Origin of the sequence: Mucilaginibacter sp. OAE612, from assembly GCF_041806395.1 — a bacterium.
In the GTDB taxonomy this organism is placed as follows: Bacteria; Bacteroidota; Bacteroidia; order Sphingobacteriales; family Sphingobacteriaceae; genus Mucilaginibacter; species Mucilaginibacter rubeus.
Map to the genome: position 1 here is coordinate 859,065 of NZ_JBGMUW010000001.1, position 18,435 is coordinate 877,499.

General features: G+C 44.4%; 18 protein-coding genes. 6 read left to right on the forward strand and 12 right to left on the reverse strand.

The features are described from left to right. Positions 1-254 precede the first annotated feature (254 nt). Entirely contained in the window at positions 255-521 is a 267-nt protein-coding gene (locus ABID99_RS03655; protein ID WP_090534028.1) for a DUF4342 domain-containing protein, read from the forward strand. 52 nt (positions 522-573) lie between these two features. Here the strand turns inward: ABID99_RS03655 and ABID99_RS03660 are convergent, their stop codons facing one another. Continuing rightward, a complete protein-coding gene (locus tag ABID99_RS03660) occupies positions 574-1,461 on the reverse strand; it encodes a dienelactone hydrolase family protein (protein WP_373612895.1) in 888 nt (295 codons plus the stop codon). Between the two features lie 332 nt (positions 1,462-1,793). Here ABID99_RS03660 and ABID99_RS03665 point away from each other — a divergent pair, with 332 nt between their 5' ends. Then, entirely contained in the window at positions 1,794-2,492 is a 699-nt protein-coding gene (locus ABID99_RS03665; RefSeq protein WP_373612896.1) for a hypothetical protein, read from the forward strand. Between the two features lie 37 nt (positions 2,493-2,529). Beyond that, the gene (locus tag ABID99_RS03670; protein ID WP_373612897.1) at positions 2,530-2,832 is read left to right on the forward strand and encodes a hypothetical protein; all 303 of its coding nucleotides are present in this window, start codon (positions 2,530-2,532) and stop codon (positions 2,830-2,832) included. A gap of 36 nt (positions 2,833-2,868) precedes the next feature. On the opposite strand, the gene ABID99_RS03675 is transcribed toward ABID99_RS03670, so the two are convergent. From ABID99_RS03675 to ABID99_RS03705, 7 genes are all read right to left on the reverse strand, one after another. Beyond that, positions 2,869-3,471 carry a DUF1684 domain-containing protein gene (locus ABID99_RS03675; protein WP_373612898.1) on the reverse strand — a complete coding sequence of 201 codons (603 nt, stop codon included), beginning with the start codon at positions 3,469-3,471 and terminating at the stop codon, positions 2,869-2,871. A 535-nt stretch (positions 3,472-4,006) separates the two neighbouring features. After that, complete coding sequence (locus tag ABID99_RS03680; RefSeq protein WP_217633221.1) at positions 4,007-4,408, reverse strand: nuclear transport factor 2 family protein; 402 nt, start codon at positions 4,406-4,408, stop codon at positions 4,007-4,009. A gap of 17 nt (positions 4,409-4,425) precedes the next feature. After that, complete coding sequence (locus ABID99_RS03685; RefSeq protein WP_373612899.1) at positions 4,426-4,965, reverse strand: carboxymuconolactone decarboxylase family protein; 540 nt, start codon at positions 4,963-4,965, stop codon at positions 4,426-4,428. Positions 4,966-4,985: 20 nt separating this feature from the next. Further along, positions 4,986-5,558, reverse strand: a complete 573-nt coding sequence (locus ABID99_RS03690) for a DUF417 family protein (protein WP_188833983.1) — start codon at positions 5,556-5,558, stop codon at positions 4,986-4,988. A 67-nt stretch (positions 5,559-5,625) separates the two neighbouring features. Continuing rightward, complete coding sequence (locus ABID99_RS03695; RefSeq protein WP_354486267.1) at positions 5,626-6,483, reverse strand: AraC family transcriptional regulator; 858 nt, start codon at positions 6,481-6,483, stop codon at positions 5,626-5,628. Between the two features lie 419 nt (positions 6,484-6,902). Next, positions 6,903-8,105: an aminotransferase class V-fold PLP-dependent enzyme gene (locus ABID99_RS03700; protein ID WP_373612900.1), complete on the reverse strand. Its 1,203-nt coding sequence runs from the start codon at positions 8,103-8,105 to the stop codon at positions 6,903-6,905. A gap of 5 nt (positions 8,106-8,110) precedes the next feature. Next, entirely contained in the window at positions 8,111-8,578 is a 468-nt protein-coding gene (locus ABID99_RS03705; protein ID WP_090534014.1) for a GNAT family N-acetyltransferase, read from the reverse strand. 91 nt (positions 8,579-8,669) lie between these two features. Between ABID99_RS03705 and ABID99_RS03710 the strand changes: the two genes are divergently transcribed. Then, positions 8,670-10,115, forward strand: coding sequence for a PLP-dependent aminotransferase family protein (locus tag ABID99_RS03710; protein WP_373612901.1), 1,446 nt, complete (start codon positions 8,670-8,672; stop codon positions 10,113-10,115). Between the two features lie 75 nt (positions 10,116-10,190). Then, a complete protein-coding gene (locus ABID99_RS03715) occupies positions 10,191-11,891 on the forward strand; it encodes an FISUMP domain-containing protein (protein ID WP_373612902.1) in 1,701 nt (566 codons plus the stop codon). A 30-nt stretch (positions 11,892-11,921) separates the two neighbouring features. On the opposite strand, the gene ABID99_RS03720 is transcribed toward ABID99_RS03715, so the two are convergent. From ABID99_RS03720 to ABID99_RS03730, 3 genes are read right to left on the reverse strand one after another with little or no spacing between them, the layout of a single operon-like run. Next, entirely contained in the window at positions 11,922-12,344 is a 423-nt protein-coding gene (locus tag ABID99_RS03720; RefSeq protein WP_373612903.1) for a DUF1801 domain-containing protein, read from the reverse strand. Positions 12,345-12,385: 41 nt separating this feature from the next. After that, entirely contained in the window at positions 12,386-13,126 is a 741-nt protein-coding gene (locus ABID99_RS03725; RefSeq protein WP_373612904.1) for a LytR/AlgR family response regulator transcription factor, read from the reverse strand. Beyond that, complete coding sequence (locus ABID99_RS03730; protein ID WP_373612905.1) at positions 13,123-14,256, reverse strand: sensor histidine kinase; 1,134 nt, start codon at positions 14,254-14,256, stop codon at positions 13,123-13,125. The genes ABID99_RS03725 and ABID99_RS03730 overlap by 4 nt, the downstream gene beginning before the upstream one ends. Before the next feature lie 705 nt (positions 14,257-14,961). Between ABID99_RS03730 and ABID99_RS03735 the strand changes: the two genes are divergently transcribed. Continuing rightward, entirely contained in the window at positions 14,962-17,427 is a 2,466-nt protein-coding gene (locus ABID99_RS03735; protein WP_373612906.1) for a TonB-dependent receptor domain-containing protein, read from the forward strand. Between the two features lie 59 nt (positions 17,428-17,486). On the opposite strand, the gene ABID99_RS03740 is transcribed toward ABID99_RS03735, so the two are convergent. Continuing rightward, positions 17,487-18,383 carry an AraC family transcriptional regulator gene (locus tag ABID99_RS03740; RefSeq protein WP_176622416.1) on the reverse strand — a complete coding sequence of 299 codons (897 nt, stop codon included), beginning with the start codon at positions 18,381-18,383 and terminating at the stop codon, positions 17,487-17,489. Between the last annotated feature and the right edge of the window lie 52 nt (positions 18,384-18,435).

Consider the following 18,435-nt stretch of genomic DNA (forward strand, 5'->3'; position numbering starts at 1 on the left):
GCCGGATTTATGTCGGTACTTAACTGGATATTCACGCTTACCTGGTTTCACGATTAATTCTTGCTTACTTGTCCACTGCTTACTTTGAAAGTGGGGTGCCGAAATAATTCGGCATGACGGGTTTGCTTTTTTGTAAACCAATTGAGAAGCTTTCGCAGTAAGGAAATTAATATTCCACCTGCTATTGGCATATTTAGCCAAACCTGTAACAAGCCGCTGGTATGCTCATCTAAATATAAAAACTTAGAAAAAACATGAGCACCAAAGAAACATTTTCAATTAACGGTGAAGCGTTATTGGGAAAGATAAAAGAGATAATTAACGAAGGTAAAGCCAGCAGGATCACCATTTCGGACAAGCATGGCAAAGAGTTAATGACCTTTCCGTTAAGTGTTGGCCTTTTCGGGATGATCCTGGCACCGGTTTTTGCTGCCGTAGGTACCCTGGCCGCGTTGGTTACGGAATGTACCATAACGGTAGAACGGGAAGAGGAAGACAAAGAAGATACCCCCAAAGAATAAGGTATCTTCACAATATGATCCTGCGAAACTAAAGACCTGAAATTTCAGGTCTTTAGTTTAAATTCTCATTAAAAAAATCTATAGTCCTTTTCCAGGCCAGTTCTGCCGCGGCTTTGTCATAACGTGGAGTTGTATTATTATGAAAGCCGTGGTTCGCGTTTTCATAGATATAAGCCTGGTATTTTTTGCCATTTTCTTTAAGCGCTTTTTCGTATGCCGGCCAGCCCTCCGTAATCCGGGTATCCAGGGCCGCGTAATGCAGCAACAGCGGCGCTTTAATTTTAGGGACATCCTCAACAGCGGGTTGACTTCCATAAAATGGAACAGCGGCAGCCAGATCGGGAACACGCACAGCCATCATATTGGCAATTCCTCCGCCAAAACAAAAGCCTACAACACCTACCTTACCATTGCAATCCTTATGGTTTTTAAGGTATTCATAGGCAGCTATAAAATCTTCCTCCATTTCGCCTTTATTTCGTTTGGCCTGCATGGTACGCCCTTCGTCATCATTGCCGGGATAGCCGCCAAGCGGTGTTAGCGCGTCGGGTGCAAGGGTAATAAATCCTGCAAGGGCAGCTCTTCTTGCCACATCTTCAATATAAGGGTTTAAGCCCCGGTTTTCGTGAACTACCACAATGCCGCCCAGTTTCTTCTTTGCATCTGCAGGCTTCGATAATAATCCTTTAATTGTACCGCCGCCTTTGGGCGAAGGGTAATTAATATAGCCCGATTTTAAACGCGGATCGTCGGATTTTACCTGTATGGCACCCTGGTAATCGGGCATCAGGAAACTCATTAGTGCGGTTACGGTAAGGCCGCCCACTGCATACATGGAGAGCTTTTGCACAAATGAGCGCCTGTCGAGGCGGTTATGTGCGTAATCATCATACAGGTCAAACACTTCCTGTTTGATATCTTCTTTGCTGATTTGGTTCATATTTCCGGAGGCTTTGTTCAAATTTACCGGTTAGGTTTTGTTTGGGGTGTAACAGTCTCGTTACCGGTAATGTTTTGCATGTTGGATTGCAAGAATTTCTACCTGGTATATTTTTATTTCCTTACAACCTGGAAACTGTCAGACCGGTAACCACAAACTTTGAAAGCTTATTTTAACTGCCGGGCTGCTTTTTGTTTTCAGAGGTAATGTTTGATTATATTTTTGATTCCGGCGTGATGAAACTTGAACAAACTTGAACCTGTTATGAATATGCGGACACCTTCCGCTCTTTTACATTTGTTTACCAGGCAGCATGCCTTGTAGTTTAACTCATGAAACCCACTGCATTAAAATTCTTAAGCTTTATAATATTATTGATTTGGAGCATTCCGCTGAGCGCACAAACACTATATGTAGATGGAATCCAGGGCAGGGATGATGCCCCGGGTACGCAAAGTGAACCGCTGGCAAGCCTGGAAAAAGCGGTTATCAAGGCAAATACGTTTAGCGGTGAAGAGCCCATTACCATTAAGATTGCGCCCGGCCTTTATATCATTAAAAGTGCATTGGCAATTCGTGATGAAAGTAACCGGCAGGTTGCTGAAAAATACACTTTCGAAGCGATGGTCATGCCCGGTGATCCCGACTGGGCACCGGCCAAAATGCCGGTTATCCAATGCGTGGCCGATTCCAACAGGGCTGGTAAATTAAAGCATGCTGGTTCCGCTTTCCAGGTCGCCCGGAGTCATGTGGTAATTAAAGGACTGAAGTTCACCGGTAACCCAAACCCCGCATCAGAGTATTATTACGTTATAGAAAGGAGGGACAGCACATTGACCGGGCTGGAAATTTCCCAGTGTTATTTTATCGGGGAAAAGAATTCTGCACCTATACAAGGAGGGGTTTTTGCCCAGGGTGCCGGTATCCGCGTAGATCACTGTATATTTTATGGGGTAAAAAACGCCGTTATGGTATTCCTGGGGATCAGGGATTTTTTCACTCACTCATTCTATTATTTACGGGGCTTATGAAGGTGCTGTTTGGTACGGCTACGGCCCGAGTTCCAATATGCCGTTTACGTTCAGTGATAATATCGTTACCAATTGCAATTATTTTTGGATAGGTTACCGTGGTGCACATGCTAACTATAAGTTTGTCAACTCACTTATTTCCCAAAACGCTTTTTATTTGGGCTTTAACGAAGAAGAAGTACAACCGGACCGCCTAAATAAACCTATAGAACAAGATATCCAAAAAGTTGGAAAAGTAACCCTGAGCGAAGTGCAAACCAAAGGCATACCAAAAGATTACCTGAACCTTTCATCTTCATCACCGGGGGCGCACATCGATGCCGGTATTTTTGTAAGGTAAAAAATATTTAATGTGCTTGTTTAATGCAGATTTAGATCAATGCCCTTTCCCAAAGTTTTTTTCGCCAGCTTCAACTGCCATATCAACCCGGTTTTCGTCGGGAGGTTTAGGGCATGAATAGCCGCTGCTGAAAGCGCAGTATGGGTTATAGGCTTTATTGAAATCTATAACAATCGAGCCGTTTTTAATGTCTTTGGTGGTAAGGTCGATATAGCGGCCTCCGCCATAGGTTTCAGAGCCGTTTGTAGCATCGGTAAAAGGCAGGAACAGATAATTGCTGAAAGCAGGGTTTTGTGACAGGGCTATGCTTTTGTAAATGGTTAACTGCATTGGTTTACCCTTTAGCGTAAACGAAAGTTGGGCATAACGTGTATATTGGCTACCTGCACCGCTGAAGGTAGGTATAATAAAAGTTGGTTGATTAGTCAATAATTCAGCTTTAGCAGTTACGCGGTAGGTACTGTCGGCATCATAAAACCTTAGAAATTGCAGGTCATCCTGTTTAAGCGGCGATCGCGGATCTTTTAAAAAATCATCCTTATAATTTTGCCTGAAGGCCGCAATTTGCTCTTTGTGAGTTTGTGCAAAGCTGTGTTGGCCAATGAAAAAGATAAATAAAAGGACAATGAAATATTTCATGTGTGGTGCAGGGATTAGGCTCAAAGATAACTTAGATGCAACTCAAAAAAAAGCGTCATTTGCGAGGCCGAAGCAATTCCAGGCTTCTGTCTCATCAGGGTCTCTCGTAGAGGACCCGGATGTTCCTAACTGACAGGAGACTGTATATAACGCACGAAAAGCAGGCGTACCTGCTTGGGGAAGCCATCAGGGTCCTCTGCGAGTTTAAGTTTACCCACAAAATTGCTTGTCGTTTAAACAGCAAGTCGTTGTGTTTTGCCCCTCTGGGCAAAGGGTATTCTATAACTTTACGAGCTACAAACCTTTTGCACCTCTGGTGCATCTGTCCTTGGGCAATTAATACATGTTTATTAAATTGTAAAATCCCCCAGAGGGGGAACAGGTTTGTAGAAACAACGTCACACCCCTTACCCGAACCCCAGAGGGGTTCAACTTATCAGGAATACCCAATTTGACTAATGATTTTATGGGTAAACTTAAATCTACGAGAGACCCTGATGGAACGTAAAATGAGTTTATGATATGCTGTATGACGTTAAATCACCCCTTCAATAAAAAACTTATTGATCCCTTCAATATCACTCAAATGGGTAGTTATCCGGCTAATCTTATTATCAGTAATATCGCAAACTATGGCTACCTGCTCATCCAGTATCAAATCGCCACGGCTGGCAGTATTGTGAAGCGACAGGGCTACACTATCCAATCCGTATAGAATGTGGTTTAATTGAACCATTACCCCAAAATCACGCAGCTGACCGGCACGTTTAATCACGGCATCGGCACCAACAGCAGGACCCGAAAGCAAACTTGTTCCCGGCAGGGTCCAGGTAACATCATTGGCAAGGGCCGGGCGCATGAGCTCCCAATCACGATTTTTTAGTCCTGTTAAAAACTTATTGGCTAACTGGCCTTTTACTTCTTCGGTGGTTTTCATGATGATATGTTTAGCTATTAGTTAAGAGGCTCAGCGGCAGGAAAATCTATTGGTACTTCGGTGTTGGCAAATACGTAGTTAGTGTACACACGTATGGTAATAAAGGCAATAAGGTCCATCAAAGCGACTTCATCAAAACCGGCTTCGAAAAAGTTATTTAGTAAGGTTTCATCGCCTTTACCTTTATTTTCAACAATTGATTTGGCTAAACCAATAATGGCGTTCAGTTTATCATCAGCTGTATGGCCTCTCCTGATATCCAGGGTTTGTTCTTTAGTAAAACCGCGTTTCATGGCCAGCATACTATGACCGGCTAAGCAATAGGCACAACCGTTTAGCTCAGAAACAATTAGGGCAATGGCTTCCCTTTCTTTGGGGGTAAACACGCTTTTGCTCATGTCATCCTCCATATCCATAAACATTTTAAGTGCAGGTGCCGAATAACCCATAGTAGCATAAAGGTTAGGTACCTTACCAACGCGTTTTGTGAAGATATCAAACATTACCTGCGCTTCGGCACTTACCTGTTCGCGGGTGGGAACATTTATAGTTTTCATGATTATATTATGGTTTAAGATTATTTACTTGCTGTTTTACGTTTTAGATAAAGTTGCGCGGTTTCGCTCATAGTGATGATGGCACCGCCAAGGATCACGACATCTTTAATAACCAAACGACCGCGGCCTGACAGGTATGGGAAGCCCCATTGGTTGTCGGTTAAATGTGGTACCCAGCTTTCGGGCGTAGTGACCAGGAAGGAAAGCGTGCCCAAAGTCATGATAAATACCAGGATACTGGCAATCATACTTGGCATTGGTACAACTTTATAAAGTGCAACCAGTATGCCCAGTGTTACCAGGAAAATACCCAGGCCAACGGAAAAGCCATAAGTATTATTTTCGATATGCCATTGGTGGTTGGAAGCAATCAGTTCGCCTTCTTTATTGATGTGTTTTTTGTATTCTGTTGGATGGTTGTAAAAGAATGACATCACCGGACTGTTGGCCACAAAGGGCACAACGCCATCGGCTTCGTAAGTGAAAAATTTAAGGCCGCCTATCCAAAGGAATACGACTACGATGCCGAAACGGACTGCTTTTTTACCAAGCTGATCAAGGCCTGCTATGGTGTTTATGATTGAAGTTTTCATGTTGTTGTTGTTTGATAAAGCAAAACTACAACGCCATGAGCCCCGCAAACATGGACGAAACGGGGTTTTATTTGTACAAATCCGCGACGATGGAGATGCCTGTTTTATCACGAAAAGTTTGGGGCGATACTTTGGTGAACTTTTTAAATACCCGGCTAAAATAAAACTCATCCTGAAACTTCAGGTTGTAGGCAATTTCTTTGATGCTTTGCCGGGTTAAATGGAGCTGTTTCTTTGCTTCGAGGATAAGCCGTTCCTGGATAAGTTGTGATGGCGATTTACGGAAGTATTTGGTACAACGCCGGGTTAAATTATCAGAAGATATGGCGAGTAACGAGGCATAATCTGATGGTTTATGCAGATCAAGATAATGCTGGTTAAGCAACGTCCGGAACTTTTCCATCAGTTCATCTTTTTGGGGTTTATCCTCACCGGTACTGATGCTATTTATTTTTATGCTGCTGGCCTTGGCCAAAAAAAGCTGCAGGTAGGCCCGCAATACAATTTCGGATGGTTGCGGCTGCATAAATTCGTCGTCCATCTGCATCAGTAACAGCTCAAACACTTTTACATCCGGTGGGGTAAGCGCAACTATTGGATCAATATAGATGTTGTTAAATAATAACCCATTGCAGGCTACTTCTTCACGGTGGTACTCGATACAATAAAAATCACTGTGAAATTGTAAGATATTGCTTTTTATGGCGCGGCACTCATCTACATAAATAATCTGCAGCGGGGTTGAAAACAACAACACCGGGCCTGTAAAAGGGAATGCCCCAAAATCTGCATGAAAGATACCCGACCCTTCAGGAACGAGGTAAACGGTATATTCAGAAAACTGGGCAGGCGTACATAAAATATCTTCCCGTACATCCTGTAACCCAAGTAAAAATTCACCTGCTTTATCGCGGATTGCTTTCAATGGCCAATGATTTATGGCACTAATATAAATATACTCTGCTTTTTATAGCGACAAAGACTTTTATGAGGCCGAGTTTGCGCGCAAAAATTACAAAACATCAATAGATGCAGCTGTTTTGTTGGCAACTTTTATCAAGCAAGTTTAAGCGTTTTTCGCTTGAACTATAACCCGCTGTTGTTGGTGACAACACCATAGGTGTTCGGAAGAAATAAAAAAAGCGAGGGATTGTGCGATTCCCTCCCCTGGGGCGGGTGTAGGGAGGGAGGCATTCACAGACTTATTCGCCTGAAACGACGTATAAACCCCTCCCTGCCACCACGAAATCCAACCGCACCCCTCCCAAGGGAGGGAATTAAAAATCTTCCGAACACTTCTGGTGACAACACCAACAATAGCCGGGGCGCTTAATCGTGCGAATGTTAAACACTCACTCTAACCAACTCTTCTAAAACTCCGCATAAGGTATCAATCTCCTCCTCAGTATTATAATAATGCACGGAAGCCCTTACAATATTATTTAAGTGGTTTTTATTCATGTAAATGAGGGTTGAAACCGCCTTGCCAACTGATACGTTGATGTGCTTTTCGGCCAGCTTGTTTTTTACCGTTGCGGTCTCCATGCCATCTACCGAAAAAGTTACGATGCCGCATAACTCATCGCCAAAATCATGAACGGTTACGCCGTTAATATTTTTTAGCTTTTCGCGTAGTAAGCCGGCTAAATATTGCACCCGCTGCCAGGTACGCTCAATGCCTATGTTGAGTGCATATTCAACCGCCTTGCCAAGGCCAAGCGTTAAGGCTCTACTTTTCTCATACACTTCAAAACGGCGGGCATCATTGCGCGGTTTAAAATCAGTTTCGGTTACCCATTGGGTAGTGAAGCCATCCAGGAAAAACAGCTTCAGCTTATCCTGAATTTCTTTGCGGACATACAGAAAGCCGGTACCCCTCGGCGCCCGCAAATACTTCCTGCCGGTTACGGCCAGCATATCGCAGCCAATGGCCTGTACATCCAGCGGCACATGGCCTACGCTTTGGCAGGCATCAAGCAGGTACAAAATATTGTGTTTGCGCGCTATCCTGCCTATCTCTGCTACCGGGATCATGCCCCCTGCGGTTGAGGGGATATGGGTTACGGCTATCAGCTTTGTCCGGTCAGAAATAGCATCTTCCAAAGCCTGCAGCCGGAAATTACCTCGCTCATCATTGGGGATCACTTTAAACTCAACACCCAGGTTTTTTTTAGCGTGCAGCAAACCTATCAGGTTGGTTACATATTCCATTTCGCAGGTAATGATCTCATCGCCGGGTTTAAAATCAATGCCGTTAAAGGCAAGCCACCAGCCGATGCTGGCGTTTTCCACTACTGCAATTTCATCTTTGCGGGCGTTGATGAGCCGGGCTATGAGGTTGTAGGTGTTTTCAAGCTCTTCGCGGTATGTGTACTCGGTTTCGTAGCCGCCGTTTTGCGCTTCTTCGTACAGGTAATCTATCACGGTATCAACCACCACATCGGGGTGCAGGGACGAGCCTGCATTATTGAAGTGGATGGTTTTTGTTGTGCCCCGGGTTTCGGCCCTTAGTTGCTGTACTTCCTGTTCGCTTAGTATATTTTCCATCAGGTTTAGTTATTTGTAAAGTTTATTTCCATCATGATATCCGCCCGTTTGTAGGTGCCGGGCTCAACTGGTATTTCGGTAAAACCCAGTTTGCGATATATGTGAATGGCATTTTCAAGCACTCTGTTTGAAAACAGTACCAGCTTTTTTACACCCAGTTCACGCGCTTTATCAATACCGGTTTGACATAGGAACTGACCGGCGCCAGCTCCGCGACTGTCTTTATCCACCGCCATTTTGGTAAGCTCGTAAACACCGTCTTCTATATATCGCAGTGCTACGGTGCCAATAATTTTTTGGTTCGAAGTGACAAAGTAAATGCTGCCGCCTGTTTTAATGATGGCCTCGTCGGGGTTTTCCAGTACCCATTTGTCAAAAGGCTCAACGGTAAAATACTCTTCAAGCCATGCTTTGTTAAACTTTTCAAAATAGGGGGCATGTTGTGGCTGATAATCGATAACGTGTAGTTCCATGTGCTTAATTATTTGATCATTACAAAATAAAAACATCCGGCAATAGAAAAACAGATGTAGTTTTATTAATTTTGAGCATAACAGATTTTGCATGGAAAGTCCGGTACTCAATACAGACAACGATTTTTTATACTCGCAGATAGCCGCCCGGATCGAAAAGCAGATTAAACAGAACCTGCTGAAACCCGGCGACAAGCTGCCGTCGGTAAGGGCGCTGAGCCAGGAACAGGGCATCAGCATGAGTACGGCTTATAAAGCTTATGTTGAGTTAGAGAACCTGGGCTTGATAGAGGCACGTACCAAATCGGGCTACTATGTAAAATACCTGCCCGCCCGTTTTACCAGCGTGCCCGAAACCAAACCACCGCTTAAAAAGGTTAAACAGGCCAGCGTTGCCGAAATGATTGCGATGGTTTACCGCAACATGTCGGAAGACAGCGTTTTGCAGCTCTCGCGCTCATCGCCGCCGCTCAGCCTGATTCCGCTGGCAAAGCTCAGTAAATCCATGATGGAATCTATCCGTAATAGTCCATCGGGTAATATCACTTATGAAAACCCGCAGGGTAATATCGCTTTGCGCAAACAGGTGGCTAAAAACGCCTTTAACTGGAGTGGTAATATTACCGAAGATCATGTGATAACCACGCAGGGCTGCCTGGAAGCTTTAATATTTTGCTTAAGGGCGCTCACCAAGCCCGGCGATACCATTGCCATTGAAAGCCCTACTTATTTCGGGATTTTCAATGTGATGCTTAGCCTGGACCTGAAAGTATTGGAAATTCCGGTTAATCCCGATACGGGCCTCGACCTGGAATACCTGGAACGGGCTATGAATGAAGTGCCAGTAAAAGTATGCCTGTTTGTTACCAACTTTAGTAACCCAATAGGGGTTTGCATGCCCGATGAGCGTAAGCAGCAACTGGTGCGCCTGCTTGCTGAAAAGCAAGTTCCCTTAATTGAGGATGATATTTATGGTGAGATCTATTTTGGAAAAAGCCGTCCGCGCACCTGCAAAAGTTATGATAAGGATGGCTGGGTAATCCTTTGTTCATCGGTATCCAAATCTATAGCGCCCGGTTACCGGGTGGGCTGGTGTATCCCGGGCAGGTTTAAAGAACAGGTGCTGAATATTAAAATGATGCATTCCATAGCCTCGGCCACACCTACACAGGCAGCCATTGGTCATTTTTTTGAAACCGGGCGATATGACCTGCACATGAGGCATTTGCGGAAGGCATTATATACCCAATGCCTGCGGTATACGCAGGCTATCGCAACATACTTCCCGGCAGGTACAAAGATCAGCAGGCCACAGGGCGGCTATGCGCTTTGGGTCGAACTGGATAAAAAGGTAAATGCCTTTGAACTGTACCAATTAGCAATAGAGCAAAACATCAGCATAGCTCCCGGCCAGATCTTTAGTGTTGACGGGCGGTTTACCAATTTTATCCGCATTAGTTTTGGTTTAGCTTTTGACGGGGTGGTTGAAGAGAGTTTTAAGGTGCTGGGGAGATTAGTGAGAAATTTGGCACAGTAGTGGGATAGTTATTTAATATTAAATTAATAAAAATAACCCGTTGGTAATATTTATCTTCGCCGCAAAATATTGTTAATGAAAACCTTAAAAACCTGCCTTGTCATATTAATTGCATTTGCTATTGGTTGCAGTAAAAATGATAAAGTTACTCCGCCTGATGCTGTTGCGCCAACACTTAGCGATTTCGATATTCCGTCAAAAGGATATGGTGATGTTCCATTTAAAATAACTCCACCAAAAAGTAACAGCGATGGTGCGATAACCTACGTTAGTAGCAATTTAAAGGTAGCTGATATAAGTGGTGATATACTTACGGTGGTTGAACCCGGATCATGTACAATTACGGCGTATCAGGCGGCGACCAGCAAGTTTAAAGCCGATTCCGTTAAAGCTAAGTTTACTGTATGGCTGGGCGAAAATCATTTAACTGATTTTAAGATCGCTGACCATCAATTAGGTGATCCCCCGTTCAAAATAACTCCACCCAACTCAAAGGCCGGTACGCAGATTGTTTATAAAAGTCTTAACCCGACTGTAGCAGATATTGAAAGGTATGATATGATAGTTATCAAAGGCGCCGGCGTATGTACTATTGTTGCAACTCAAAGTGACAGCCCGGGGTATATAGGAGGCTCCACAACAGCAACATTTAGAGTAACAGGTTTGCCCGCGCCAACTATATCTGGTTTTACAGTTCCTGCAAAAAAGGTAGGAGATGCGCCATTTAGCTTATCGCACCCAACAAGTAATAGTAACGGGGCGTTTACTTATAAAAGCAGTAATACATCGGTTGCCACTGTTAACGGTAGCACGGTTACTATCAAAGCCGCTGGTACCAGCGTTATAACTGCCATACAGACGGCAACAAGTACCTATCGCACAGATTCGATAAAGGCGACACTTACGGTAGCCGGCTTAATCAGACCATCATTAGTTAACTTTAAAATACCGGCAAAGAAAACTACAGACGCACCCTTTTCTCTTACCCCGCCAACAAGTAACAGTAACGGCAGCTTTATTTACACGAGCGGAAACACGGCCATAGCTACAATTCAGGGTAATATTGTTACTATAAAAGGAAAAGGAAAAACACTTATAACAGCAACGCAGCAGGCATCGGGTAATTATTCTTCGGCCTCTGTACAGGATACTTTGTTTGTAACAGAAAATCCCGATCCGGGGTATGTTACCGATGTTGAGGGAAATATGTACAGAACTGTAAGGATTGGTACGCAGGTTTGGATGGCAGAAAACCTGAAGGTAAAGAGTTATAATGATGGTACGCCGATACGCGGCATCGAAACTGATAATGCCTGGAAATCGGCCACCGTAGGCGCTGTATGTGATTATAATAATGATCCGGGCTTGGGCAGGGTATACGGTAAATTATATAATTGGTATGCGATAACAGATCCGAGAAAACTTGCACCTAAAGGCTACCATATACCAACGCAAGCTGAATGGCAAACACTATACGACTATATCGGCGGCACTGAAACTGACGGTGGGGCATTACAGGAAACCGGGGGGCAACACTGGACAAACGCTAAAGCTGCTACAAACAGCACCTTATTTACAGCCTTAGCGGCCGGTGGGCGCGATTTTATTTATACTAATCAATCTTTTACCAGTTTACTCCAAGGGGCTTATTGGTGGAGCGTAACACCCAATGACGCTACTACAGCATGGTTTGTTGAGCTTTATTCAAGCGCACATATTGAACTGCGAAAGGATCCTAAATACTACGGTTATTCGGTAAGATGTATTAAGGATTAAAAGTATAGTAATGGTAAGCTAATGCTGCCATTATTTGCAGTGCGTTGTTTCAGCGTTTTTAAATGATTCGTCGAGCAATTGCTTGAGCACAGTATTATCTACGTTGGTCAGTTTAACAATATGCGTACAGCCGCCGCTTTGCTTGTGCTTACCTAATTTCTGCAGCAACTGTTCCTTGCTCTCAAAGCCTGGAAGATAGAGCGTTAAAGAACTTTTACGCGGCGAAAAGGCTATAAGCGGCGCGTCACCTTCACGGCCGCTTTCATATTTGTAATGATAACTGCCAAAGCCCACAATGGCCGGGCCCCACATTTTTGCTTTGTGGCCGCTGGCTTCTTCCATTAGCGCGGTCAGCTTAAAGCTGTCGGCCCGTTTGGCTTCATCGGCAATGGTGTTGATGAAATCGCTTACGCTTGCTACGGTTTCCGTGGTTTTATTGGTGTTTTTGGCCATGGCTTAAGCAGGATAAAGGTTAAAAACGATATATAAATATATCACGAAAATTTTATTTTATCCCACAGTTTATTGGAGACAACCTGCCGGATCACCTGTTCGCGGTAATTGCGGCTTATAGGGATGCGGTGCTGACCGATAAAAATATCATTCCCCTCAATACCATCAATTTTACCGGTTGATACGATGTATGATTTGTGTACGCGGATAAAGAGCTTGCTATCTAAATTCTGTTCAAGGCTTTTGAGGTTAAGCAGCGTGATATATTTGCCTTTGGCAGTAAATATGGTAACGTAATTTTGCATCCCCTCCACGTACAGGATCTCATCAAAGTAAATCTTTTCGTATTTATTACCGCATTTGATAAAGAAGTAGCCTTCATCCGTTTCCGTTTTTGGTGCGCCGGGCTGGGCCCAATTGTTAAGCAGGCGGTGATAATCTTTAGCCTTATTGGCCGATTTAAAAAAGCGGTCGAACGTGATAGGCTTCAGCAGGTAATCGAGCACATTGAGCTGGAAGCCTTCAAGCGCATAGCTGGGGTAGGCTGTGGTGATAATTACCATCGGTGGTTTCTGCATGATCTTTAAAAAATCAATACCGTTCATTTTCGGCATCTGGATATCCAAAAATATCAGGTCGATAGCCTGGTGGTCAAGTAGCTTGATCAGTTCGAGCGGGTTTTCGCAGGTGCCGGTTAAATTCAAAAAATCAACCTCGCGTACATAGCTGGCTAATCCTTCGCGGGCTAAGGGCTCATCATCTATTATTACACAGTTCATCATAGTGAGGCCATTTGAAAGGTTGCGGATGGTTGTTCCAGTTCGGTTAAAGTTAATTGCAGGTGTACCTCAAAGCGGTCTCCGGTATTTTGGATCTCCAGCTTATGAAGATCGGGGTAAATCAGGTCAAGCCGGCGCTTTACATTTTTCAGGCCGATACCCCCATAGTTCACAAGCCCGGTTCCCGGGTCGTTTGATGCGCTGTTGGCAATGTAAAAAGCGAGCTGATCGTTTTTCAATCCCAATCTAATCGCAATCCAGTTAGGGTGTTCTGCCTCTTTGGATACATGCTTAAACGCGTTTTCTACAAAGGTCATCAATATAAAGGGGGCTATGCCTAAATGACCGGGCAGCGGATCATCTGCTTCAAAGGTAACATGCACATTATTGTTTTGCCGAAGCTTTTCCAGCTCGATAAAGTTTTCGAGATAACTAAGCTCTTTTCCTAAAGAGATTTGCTGGTCGTTGCACTCGTACAACTGGTACCGCAGCAATTCGGAAAATTTGGCCAGTGATGCCGATGCCATACCGGGGTTTTTATGGATCAGGAAAAATATGGAGTTGATGCTATTGAACAAAAAATGCGGGTTAAACTGGTATTTCAGGAATTTAAGTTCGGTTTCCAGTTTCTCTTTTTCGAGCAACTGCTGGCGGTGCTGGGTTTGCAGCCAGTTTTTGGTAAGCTTGATGCTCATACCCAAGGTCATACTGGCTACGGTAGAGGGGAAGGAGGTATTATAGAAACTCATGAAATTGCCCGGATCAACGCCAAACATTTTTTTTACTGAGCAGCCTGCAAAAAAAGCGCTTAAATAATAGCCGCCGTTAATAAGCGATGATGTGCCGATGATGGTTAGCGAAAGATAAATTACATATTGGGTAAGCCGCTCTTTTTTCATAAACCGCGGCATTAAGAAGTAAAGGTTAAAATATACTGCCAGCGCCTGGAAAACTACATAAGCCAGGATCTTGACACTATAAGCCGAAAAAAACATGGATTTGGCCGCTGCCACAGGGTTAGCCACCGCTATGGTAAACCAAAAATAATGGTACACACACCAAAACGGGATATGGTACAGCTTGTATTTAAACAGCCAGTTTTGGTTTAATGTATCAACGGATAAACTGTTCATATTAAATCATAATAATAAAAAACAAGTGTCATGCTGAGGCTCTCGAAGCATGGTGGGCAAGCCTCTGCGCGCGTCCATCGACAGGTTCAGGACGACACCCCAACACCAAATATATTTTCCCTGTCCCCTCAGGGTCTCTCGCAGAGGACTCTGAGGGGCGCCGCTCTACCCGAATTGGAAAAGCGAATCTGAGTGGCGTAGGCCTCAGGGTCCTTTACGAGTTTAAGTTTACCCACAAATTGCTTGTCGTTTAACCAGCAAATCGTCGTGTTTTGCCCCTCTGGGGCAAAGGGTATTCTATAACTTTACGAGCTACAAACCTTTTGCACCTCTGGTGCATCTGTCCTTCAATTAATACATGTTTATTAAATTCTAAAATCCCCCAGAGGGAGAGCAGGTTCCCGTCCCCTCAGGGTCTCTCGCAGAGGACCCTGAGGCCCAGCGCGTTCCAATATCCTACCTAAAGATACAGCAATTGCACTGATTTATATTTCGTTATTGTATCAACCTGCACAAATAATTGACCAAATGCAGGCTTTAACTTATAAGCCGTAAAAAAGGCAGTATAGTTTTGGTTTTAAACCGATTAACCCGCTTCTGCGTATCTCATCAATTATCTCATGTCACTCATCATTCATGTTTTTTAAAGTTTAAAGCACTGTTTTTATTTGCCGGCATAACCTCCAAAAAGGTTACACACGCCATATGAAAACTTTATGCATCAGTCTGTTACTTATTTGCCTGGCACAAATAGTAAATGCCCAGGTGTCGGGCAGGGTTACCACAGCCGGCAGCCAGCCCTTGCCATATGTCACTGTATCGCTTGTCAGAACTGCAGATTCATCTTCAGTTAAAAGTATGCTTACCAATGAGCAGGGAGGCTATAGTATTGCGGATGCCCCTTCCGGAAATTATCGGTTGCGGTTAAGCAGTATCGGTTATCAAACCTGGGTTTCATCCCCTTTTAAAATCAGCGGGAGCAGTGATGCAAAATATCTTGCTGTTATTGTAATGAAGGAGGACACCCGGCAATTGGGCGAGGTGGTAGTGCGGGCAAATAAGCCATTGTACCAGCAGCGCAGCGATGGCTTAGTGGTAAATGTTGAAAGCAGCGTGCTTACCAAAGGCAGTACGGCCCTGCAGGTGTTGGAACGATTGCCGGGTGTAACTATCGATCATCGGGATAATGGTATTGCCCTGAACGGTAAAAGCGGGGCTACAGTAATGATCAACGGCAAACTGGTGCGTATGCCGCTTGCCCAGGTCACGAATTTGCTTAACGGTACCAGTGCCGATAATATTGAAAAAATAGAACTGCTGAGCACCCCGCCCGCCGGATACGATGCCGAAGGCAGTGCCGGCATCATCAATATTGTAATGAAGAAAAGCAAAAAGCAGGGAACAAACGGCTCCTATTCCTTAACCGGCGGTTACGGCATGGGCGAGAAAGGTACTGCCGGCATCAACCTCAATCATAACACCAAAAATGTTAACCTGTACGGCTCCTATACTTTCCAGCACGACAGGACCTATACCGATCTTTTTATCACCGGAAGCCAATACATGCCTTTTATCGGCGGCAATGCCGAGGTAGAGTTTTACACAAAAACTAAAAGGATCAGCAATAACCACAATGCCACCCTGGGGACTGATATTAAGCTGGATCATAAAACTACCCTTAGCGGTACACTGAGCTACAACAATAGCCATTCGCCTACTTATACCTACAGTAATGCGGGCTATAAGATCCTGCCCGATTCATTGCTCAGGTACATTGGGCATATTAACGGGAACGGGCGCTGGGATAACCTCACCAGCTCGCTCAATATTGAACGCGTGTTGAAGGAAGGGGAGAAGATAAGCATGGAAGCTGATTACATCCATTATGGAAATAACAGTCCAAGCGAAGTTAATACTTCCTTTGTAAACAAATACGGTGAGCAGGTGTACGCCAATAACAGCGTAAGCGCGCAAAGGCAACGCGGATTTGCCAATACGGCCATCAACGTAGGCGTGTTTAAAGCCGATTATACCAACCAGCTATCACCCTTGCTAAAACTGGAAACAGGCATTAAAGGCACGCATACCGGCAGTTCAAGCTCATCAGGTATCGAAAGTTTTAACAATGGGGTTTGGGAACGCAATATGCAGACCGCCGCGAACATATACATGAAGGAAGATATTGGCGCGGTTTATCTGTCCCTTACCTGGCAACTGGGCAAAAGCATAAGCCTTAATACCGGCGCGCGTTATGAATATCCCTATACCAATATGGATAACCCGCAAACCGGCGGCAATATTGTAGACCGTAAACTGGGAAAGCTGTTTCCGACAGTGCTGTTTACCAAAAAGCTGGGCGACCGGTCCGAATTGCAGCTGTCTTACACCAAAAGGATCAGTCGTCCATCATATGACGACCTGGCCTCATACTTTGCATACAGCGACCCTACGGCGGTTTACACCGGCAATCCTTTTCTTAAACCAACCATCACCAATAATATAAAACTGGGCTATAACTATGGCGACTATAGTTTTTCACTGCTTTACAGCCGGGATGCTAATGCCATAGCCCGCTATCAGCTCAGCGAAAGCCCCGCGCACGATATTTTGTTCATCTCACCGCAAAACCTGCCGTATCAAAATTACCTTACTTTGCAGGCCAATGTGCCGGTTAAAGTGAGCAACTGGTGGGAAATGACCTATAGCCTGGTTGGCGGCCTAAGGCAGTTTAAGGAGGATTATACTTTACATCCATTAACCAAATCATACTTCGGATATTCCTTTAATTTTAACCAGTTGTTTAAGTTGTCCGGCAGCTTTTCGGCAGAGGCATCGGGCCAGTACAATTCCCTGGCGTACAATGGCACAACGAGGGTTGATGGTTTTGGGGTGATCAATGCAGGGATCAAAAAAGAGCTGAAAAATAACGGGGGCAGCCTGCAGTTATCAGTGGCCGATGTGTTTAGTGCTGCTCAGATCCATGTGCGGTACGGCACACTTACACGTGAGGCTTTTGACATAAAGAGCAACGTGCTTGTCAATACCGAAACAAGACGTTTCCCGGTAATTAAGCTTACTTATTCAAAGTCGTTTGGTGGTACAAGACCGGCAAACCGGGGGAAACCGGAAAGCGGTTCAAAAGAAGAGAGTGAAAGGATGAGGAGTAACTAAGTCATCTGTTTTATTCGCTGCATTCCTCGCCGACGGCTTTAACCCGAACCTGCGTCGGCCTATCGCTTATGTGTTTTCCTGTACTTTGACGGCGACATGCCAATCAGTTTGGTAAACAGCCTTGAAAAATAATAAGGGTCGTCAAAGCCCAGTTCTGAGCAAATTTCCTTAATGCTCCTGTCGGTAAAGTACAGGTACTGGCAGGAGGTTTGAATCTTGAGCAGGTTAAAATAGTTAATAGGTGATGAGCCTGTTTTTTGTTTAAACAGCCGCAAATAATGTGATGACGAAATTCCCTGCTGTTTCGCCAAATGCATCACTTCAAACTTTTGACTAATGTGTTTTTTCATATAAGCGATGGAGTTGCTCACAAAATCGTTATCATAATCAACCGGGTTGGTTTGCTTATAATACACCAGCGAGGAGATAAAATTGAGCAGGTTGATGTTAACGATCTCCATTTCTTTTTCATGATAGCTGTGTTCAAGCACGGCATAGATCTGCTCGTACAGCTTGATCCGGCTGCTGTCGTACGGAACGGATTGTACCGCAGGCTGCCCGTTTTCGAGCGAGCGCTCATAGATCAGGTGCGAATTTAGCCCGCTGAAGTGTACCCAGTAAATGCTCCAGGGATTGGTTTCCGAGCTTTTATAACGATGTGCCACGTTACGGGGGATAATGAAAAAAGTATTGGGTTTAAGGGTGTGGTCCTGGCCCCCTAAATAAACATAGCCTTCTCCATCAACGCAATAAAGAAAAATATATTCGTTGCTGCCTGTACGGCGTTCACGGTCATGAAAGGCCGCCTTGGGATAATAGCCGATAGCGGTAAGGTAAAAGCCTTTGATCAAAGCATTGCTGGTGATGGCTTTTTTTATGTTTGGTGGCAATACGATCATTTTTTGACCGATAAAGCCTTCTTTGATCCGTTTTTTAGGTTCGGCTATCACATTCATAACGTTGCTGTATAACTGGCGATTAAAGGTATTTATTTTTTTTATCCCGGCA

Bases quoted from the DNA above. Each gene is read 5' to 3' on its own strand.
- ABID99_RS03740 (WP_176622416.1), bottom strand. From the start codon at position 18,383: ATGAATGTGATAGCCGAACCTAAAAAACGGATCAAAGAAGGCTTTATC.
- ABID99_RS03705 (WP_090534014.1), bottom strand. From the start codon at position 8,578: ATGGAACTACACGTTATCGATTATCAGCCACAACATGCCCCCTATTTT.
- ABID99_RS03710 (WP_373612901.1), top strand. From the start codon at position 8,670: ATGGAAAGTCCGGTACTCAATACAGACAACGATTTTTTATACTCGCAG.
- ABID99_RS03700 (WP_373612900.1), bottom strand. From the start codon at position 8,105: ATGGAAAATATACTAAGCGAACAGGAAGTACAGCAACTAAGGGCCGAA.
- ABID99_RS03715 (WP_373612902.1), top strand. From the start codon at position 10,191: ATGAAAACCTTAAAAACCTGCCTTGTCATATTAATTGCATTTGCTATT.
- ABID99_RS03690 (WP_188833983.1), bottom strand. From the start codon at position 5,558: ATGAAAACTTCAATCATAAACACCATAGCAGGCCTTGATCAGCTTGGT.
- ABID99_RS03660 (WP_373612895.1), bottom strand. From the start codon at position 1,461: ATGAACCAAATCAGCAAAGAAGATATCAAACAGGAAGTGTTTGACCTG.
- ABID99_RS03675 (WP_373612898.1), bottom strand. From the start codon at position 3,471: ATGAAATATTTCATTGTCCTTTTATTTATCTTTTTCATTGGCCAACAC.
- ABID99_RS03680 (WP_217633221.1), bottom strand. From the start codon at position 4,408: ATGAAAACCACCGAAGAAGTAAAAGGCCAGTTAGCCAATAAGTTTTTA.
- ABID99_RS03725 (WP_373612904.1), bottom strand. From the start codon at position 13,126: ATGATGAACTGTGTAATAATAGATGATGAGCCCTTAGCCCGCGAAGGA.
- ABID99_RS03685 (WP_373612899.1), bottom strand. From the start codon at position 4,965: ATGAAAACTATAAATGTTCCCACCCGCGAACAGGTAAGTGCCGAAGCG.
- ABID99_RS03735 (WP_373612906.1), top strand. From the start codon at position 14,962: ATGAAAACTTTATGCATCAGTCTGTTACTTATTTGCCTGGCACAAATA.
- ABID99_RS03655 (WP_090534028.1), top strand. From the start codon at position 255: ATGAGCACCAAAGAAACATTTTCAATTAACGGTGAAGCGTTATTGGGA.
- ABID99_RS03720 (WP_373612903.1), bottom strand. From the start codon at position 12,344: ATGGCCAAAAACACCAATAAAACCACGGAAACCGTAGCAAGCGTAAGC.
- ABID99_RS03730 (WP_373612905.1), bottom strand. From the start codon at position 14,256: ATGAACAGTTTATCCGTTGATACATTAAACCAAAACTGGCTGTTTAAA.
- ABID99_RS03670 (WP_373612897.1), top strand. From the start codon at position 2,530: ATGCCGTTTACGTTCAGTGATAATATCGTTACCAATTGCAATTATTTT.
- ABID99_RS03665 (WP_373612896.1), top strand. From the start codon at position 1,794: ATGAAACCCACTGCATTAAAATTCTTAAGCTTTATAATATTATTGATT.